1 protein-coding gene is annotated in these 1,433 nt (G+C 34.5%); it reads right to left on the reverse strand.

Annotated features, from left to right (window positions below; all coding sequences use genetic code 11):
* Positions 1–70: 70 nt before the first annotated feature.
* Positions 71–1,141, reverse strand: a complete 1,071-nt coding sequence (gene xerS / locus STRDD10_RS01525) for a tyrosine recombinase XerS (protein WP_067192554.1) — start codon at positions 1,139–1,141, stop codon at positions 71–73.
* Positions 1,142–1,433 lie beyond the last annotated feature (292 nt).

Here is a 1,433-nt window from a genome sequence, read left to right on the forward strand (position 1 = left end):
ATTGATGCCCTATATAAAAGAAGTTGATTCATCAACTTCTTTTTATAACATAAATTATATTATGTAATAATTATAAATTGTCTAAAGCGTTTTTCTGTTCATCGTTAACGATATGGGTATAGAGGTCTGTGACCTGCGTGCTAGCATGTCCTAGTTGATGACTGACTAAAACCTGTGATTTCGTCGCATCATAGAGACGTGTTGCAAGTGTGTGTCGGAGTTTGTGGGGGGTCACACGAACTTTGAAGTCTTCAGAATACTTGGCTACCATTTTTTCAACACTGGAGGCGTCGATACGATTGGGAACGCCTCGGTAGAGAGTCAAAAAGAGGGCGGTATCTGTTTTTTCCGTCTGATAACGTTGATTGCGGATAGCTAGATAATTTTCCAAATAAGGTTTTGCAAAAGCAGCAACATTAACCGAGTCGCGTTTTCCACCCTTACGAGTCACATCAATAACCATCATCTTGAGATTAAGATCCCTGAGATCTAGGTTGACTGCTTCGGATAAACGCACACCAGATGCCAAGAGAAGAGCAATTAAAGCCAAATCACGTTCTTTATTTTTATTAAAAGAAGAAAGGGCACGATTGGAGAGATTTTGAGGATATTCTTGATCAATGTAAGTTAAAAAACCTTCTGTTTCATCACCAAGAAAGAGTTTTTGCTTGATGTTTTCAGCTCTGGCAGCAAGTGTTTCTTTCTTTTTCTTAGTTGAAACTTTCTTCATAACATTTCGGTAAAAATAAGGCTCGCCCTGTTCATTTTCAACCTCCTCGGTCAGATACTTATAAAGACTCGAAAGTGCTGACAAGGTCCTATTAATAGTTGTTTGAGAAACACCGTTTTTTGTCGTATTGGCATTAAGTAAGGGACGCTCGCGCAGATACAAAATAAAGGATTCCATGTCTTTTTTAGTCATATTTTCTAATATAGACAAGGGGATATTGGCCATCTTATCAGCATTTGAAATCCCAGACTCCAAAACCCAGGTAAAAAATCGGTCGTATTCTTTTAGGTATTCGTACAAGGTTGTAAAACTATAAGGAACTGCTAGCTTAGATTGATAGTATTCCAAGACATACCAGGGCATCAGTTGTTTGAGTTTGTCGATACGTTCTAATAAAATTTCTCGTTTCATAAGTTTTCTCCAGTAAAAGTATCTAATAGTAGTATAGCATAGTCTCATATATTTTTCAAGAAAATTATAGTTTTTCGGAAATATGTTATAAGTGTTTGATGAATTCTAGAAAAAAGCAAGATAACTAAAAATTTATTTTAATTAAAGTAAATAAAAATTTTTTTAAGCCAATTATACTCAATTATGTACTTTATTTAAGTGAACACTGGAATTTTTTATTACTCTCAATTCAGGTGAAAATGTACTTTATTTAAGTGAAAACTAAAAATTTTTCAAATGTACATTTGGACAA

Origin of the sequence: Streptococcus sp. DD10, from assembly GCF_001578805.1 — a bacterium.
In the GTDB taxonomy this organism is placed as follows: Bacteria; Bacillota; Bacilli; order Lactobacillales; family Streptococcaceae; genus Streptococcus.